The sequence below is a fragment of the Nitrosomonas sp. genome (assembly GCF_043753625.1).
Taxonomy (GTDB): Bacteria; Pseudomonadota; Gammaproteobacteria; order Burkholderiales; family Nitrosomonadaceae; genus Nitrosomonas.
The window spans coordinates 1-4,771 of the sequence record NZ_JAYUWI010000065.1; the positions used below are offsets into that span (position 1 = coordinate 1).

2 protein-coding genes are annotated in these 4,771 nt (G+C 41.9%); one reads left to right on the forward strand and one right to left on the reverse strand.

The window, feature by feature from the left end; all coding sequences use genetic code 11:
* Positions 1-2,400: hypothetical protein (locus tag ACH10T_RS06485; RefSeq protein ID WP_394808498.1), on the reverse strand; the 2,400-nt coding region annotated here is incomplete at its 3' end.
* Between the two features lie 1,426 nt (positions 2,401-3,826).
* Between ACH10T_RS06485 and ACH10T_RS06490 the strand changes: the two genes are divergently transcribed.
* Entirely contained in the window at positions 3,827-4,465 is a 639-nt protein-coding gene (locus ACH10T_RS06490; RefSeq protein ID WP_394808499.1) for a GGDEF domain-containing protein, read from the forward strand.
* The last annotated feature ends 306 nt before the right edge of the window (positions 4,466-4,771 follow it).

Here is a 4,771-nt window from a genome sequence, read left to right on the forward strand (position 1 = left end):
CAACGTATAATTTTTTGCTGCATTGGCTTGATTCCACACCCGTGTGATCACCCCGTGATTAATGCCATCTTCGGCTGGTTTCAGAGCCCACAGCAGAACATCCGGATCTGAAATCGTTAGGAATGAGTATTTGTTTTCGCTGTATGCTGGATTTGTTCCCGTTACTGTGCCGGTCACAAGTGCGTTTTGGTGTTCGAGTGAAAATTTCATCGCCGATGTTTGATTAAATGCATCGTGTGTTTGCAATGCAAATCGTTGCAGAAACCACGAATCGCCGCCTTGATTGGGAATTCCCAAAGTAGGGCCATCGACTTGTCCGCCAACCAGGATATTGATTTGTGGTGTGGCGGTATCAAACACAGTATGTGTACTGTCACCCAGTTTCATGTAATACGTATCGGCGTTTGATAGCGTTACACCCACACCACCTCCGGATACATCGGCAAAATGATTGATTGTCAACCAATCATAGCGTGCATTCCTAGGTGAATAGTGTCCGCCATTTGGCAGAAGTTTGGCGCGAATGACTGCTCCTACTTCTTCATGCCAGATGTCGGGTGAATCAATATTGAAGGAATAATTCCATGTCAGTACATCGCTGAAATTTTGCGTGATGACGTTGCGAATCTCAATACGATTTGAGTCGCGAATCAGCGTGATGTGTGTGGTACGCAAGTGCGGATCAGCAGAAATTATCTGCAAAGTTACGCTGACTGCACCGATGCTTTCGACTGCAAGATTTCCATCAGTGCTACCTAAGTCGTTGACCGTTTTACTTTCAATTGTGCGCACAAATTGACGATTTCCGCGTTTTTTGTCAATCAAACTCGTAATAGCGCCTGAATTTGAAACGGTAATGCGATAGAAATCATTTTCGATAATATTTTCGTTGACGATTGCTGCGTTGGGAAAAGAAGTGCCCGCGCCATTCCTGATTTCATATACCTTATAGCCGACCGAAGGCACGTCTTTAGCCAAAATCCTGAGATGAGATTTTTCGTTAATGAATACATACTGGGAAGGGACTTGTTCTCCAGTGGAGGTATCAACGACGTGTACCAAGTTTTGATTGCTGACAGGGAAATCTGCATAATCGGTACGTGCCCAGCTTAAGCTATTGAACACGTAGAATTTTGGATTGGCACCACTTCGGGTTATCATTGTACCCAGCTGGTTTTTTGCATCACTATATAACGTGTTGACGTACGAAGTAATCTCGCTTTCGATCTTACGCTGCCATTCTGCCCGGGCATTAGGCGTAACACGGCCATCCGCAGTCCAATTATGTTCATAATACAAGCCAAAATTGAGCATTGCCTTATTACGGGCTTCAATTCGACTATCCATAAAGGTAGGATCTTGCAGTGAAACAAGTGTAGCTAACGCATCCGCACTACGCAGCTTTTCCAGGGCACGCTTGACCCTCGCGGAGACTTCCGACATGGATGCAGAGTAAAGTTCCCATTCATTGCCGTAGCTGGCTGCAAAAGTTTCCAAGTCTGCGCCGTGATTGGCTTCGAAATCCTGAAAGAAATCCAGTTGATTGGATACGATAACTTTACGATTTGCATTCGTTAATTGTTTTGCGGCAATGATAAATTCATCGTCAGTTGTTATTAGATCGTCTTCACCTTTTCCAAAAATTCCGATGATTGGGAAAGGATAGCGCGATTTGAATTGAGCATCAGTATCGACAAAATTGACCACTGTATATGGGTTACGTCCTTCGGCATAGCTACCCATCGAGGTATTATCGTTATTATGCAAATGAAGAGAATTCCATTTCATCAGGACGTGACTTTCATCCCGACCGCCGAGATAATAAGTCTCGCGTTCGCGGTTTCCCAGGTGAGGTACATGCGTAGAGCATCCACAAACGCCTTTCCACGAATATTTTGCGCCCGATCCTGCCCAAAGCGATGATAGGCCATACGGTAAGGTTTGATTTTCCATTGCGACGGCAATCGGAAAATCAACGTCATATGCACGTTGAATCTGTCCCGGATAATACATTCCGCGCAAAACAGCTTCTGCGGGAGTGCCGCCATTGGATAGCACCAATGCATTGAGAGGCATGCTGAAGTGACCGCTCTTGATTCGGTTTATTAATTTCTGAAACTGCACAGGATTCCGGTTCTTTTGGTAAATCCACATCCAGAAACTACCATCTGCATTCCAACGCGCTTGGTATGGCGGGGGGCTATCCTTTGTCGCATCCATCTGGTCAAGATAATAATCGGTCATTGTCAGAAAAGTATCATGATATTCCTCTTCGTTCGCCGTCCACATATAATCGGTATGATCATCAGGTGCCAGATAAATCCGCTTTTGTGCAAAACTTTCTTGCGTCACTAATAGTATGAATAAAGAGATGAGACCTAGTTGCAATAAAATTTTCATGTTAAACCTTAAAAATTTGAGAAAAACAGATATTATTTTCAGTATCGGATCCAGAATCACGAATCCAGCGCAAGCACTGCGCACATCACAAGATAACAAAGCAAAAAATATACTTAATTCATTGGTAGTATTCTTAATTCTAGACCTGGCCCCTTGTGTGTTTTTTCCTATTCTATTCTGGATCTTAGTTACGAAAGCTGCATCACCTAAATAAATTTACCTCTTCAGATTTGACTATATTTCAGGTTGATATTGCATGTCTTCTAGGAAAAATTGTAGATAGTCCTCTACTGCCATTTTTCTTTGCTTCTCAAACAAAGATAATAACTACTCCGTTGTTAACTATGTCCTTTGTTTCTTGGCGGATTCAAGACGACATAGTGGGAAGGCTCAAGTACAAAGCAATTTTTATCCGCGGGGATTATTTTGTAATGTCCTTGAAAAAGATGGCCGCCACGTTCATGCCGATGATTCGGCGCCGCGGGATAAACGCTTTTGAGCTAGCGCATACCTTTTGATAAATCCCCGTCGAGTGTCTCAATGATGAGGTGATTATTGATTACCTATCATACAATAATCATGACACAGCCAGTTGTAATCAGCTACAACCGTTCCAAAGATTTCTAAAAGCCTTGATCGGTCATTACCATCTTCAAAAATGGTTCGGAGCCTGGCTCCGTTTGAGTGTTAATTAGCATTTTATTGATCCAGATCAATTGAGCTAATTCTGATTCGACACATAATCTCTCTGGTTACATACTAGAAGAGAAAACAGAGATATGAACTCATTAGAACAAACACCAGATACTGGGCTTAAGAATATGATTATCACTATCGTATTTATTTTTAGCGTATTGGCGACTTTGATTACTCTATCGTTTTATATTGCTGGCACTTCGAGCTAATCAACAACTGGCAAACCCCCGGTATAACCGGGGGACTCCTGAAGGTCTGACCGTTATGGCAGTTGTAAGGTTCTCGTTCCAACTGCTGGATGAGAGTCAATATGTGCTGTCAAAAATGGAACCCATCGGTTTAAGCAGCAAGCAGATTTGCATAGTATTGCTGCGTAAATTCCTGACTATATTGTGTGCGGGGCAATTCCATCCCCATCCTCCATTTCATCTCTTCATTTTATGAAACTTCGGGCTCCATGAAAATCAGCATACCTCACACTACGCTGACTCCAAAAACACAAATTATAATATTCCCTGCGGCAAGACCACGGGAAATCTCAAGCTGAACTTAAAGTTTTATCGATGAAGTAATGCAGCTATAATCACGCCATTGCTTTGTCATCCAAATCTTACACATGCTTAATAAACAAGATGCCGGACCGCCTTCTCTTCTGAATCGATTAGTATCATTAACCACCATCCGAGATGTTGAATTATTCGAGATTAGTTTATTCATAATCACTAGCTTGTTGAGTATCACATATAATTTTCGCAGCTTGTTGGATGAAAGTCAGAAAGATAAGTTAACGGGTTTGCTGAATCGCCAAACTTTTGAAGCGAATATCAATAAAATCAGCTCACTCACTTTGAATTCGGATATTAGCCAGCAGCCCAATGAGAGTGGAAAAAATCGGAGAAGATCTAAAACAGGAACAGAAATATTTTGTCTCGCCATTATTGATATTGATGATTTTAAGGCTATCAATGACCGGTTTGGCCATATTATGGGCGATGAAGTTTTATTATTATTATCCTATGTGATGAAACAAAATTTTCGCGCAAAGGATTTATTATTTCGTTTCGGCGGGGAAGAGTTTGTAGTCATCTTTCATGTCCAAGATCAAGAGGAAGCCACTAAAGCACTGGAACGTTTTCGTAAAAAAATTGAAGAATATCGCTTTCCCCAAATCAATACGGTTACGATTAGTGTGGGGGCAACGTTGATTAGTGAAATCAATCACCTGGCTTCTGAAATTATTGGGCGTGCAGATCAAGCGCTCTATCACGCAAAAAACAATGGGAAAAACCAACTGCATTTTTATGAAAGTCTTTTGGAAAGCGATCACATTGTTGAGAGAAAAGAAATGGGTACAATCGATTTCTTCTAGGGCTGTGTTGTTGGACTAGAAACTCAATCTTTTCTGCGATATCTGTGGTTTAGAAGTAAAGCCCGATCTTTTGGACTGTTGTTGGCTGGCCTAATTATCGGCAAGTTGCATATTTTTTGTGTGAATTTTGATAGTAAGGGTTGCCCTAGGAGTCTGTCTGGCTTAAGCCTATTGATTATGTAATATTGCGATAATTTACCCAATTTTGACCTGAATCGCATCATTTTTTGCATTATTACCCTCATTTCTTGTTTTCAAGGCGCAACTAGGCTGTCTGTTCTGCATAGCCACCGGCGAGCCAGCAGC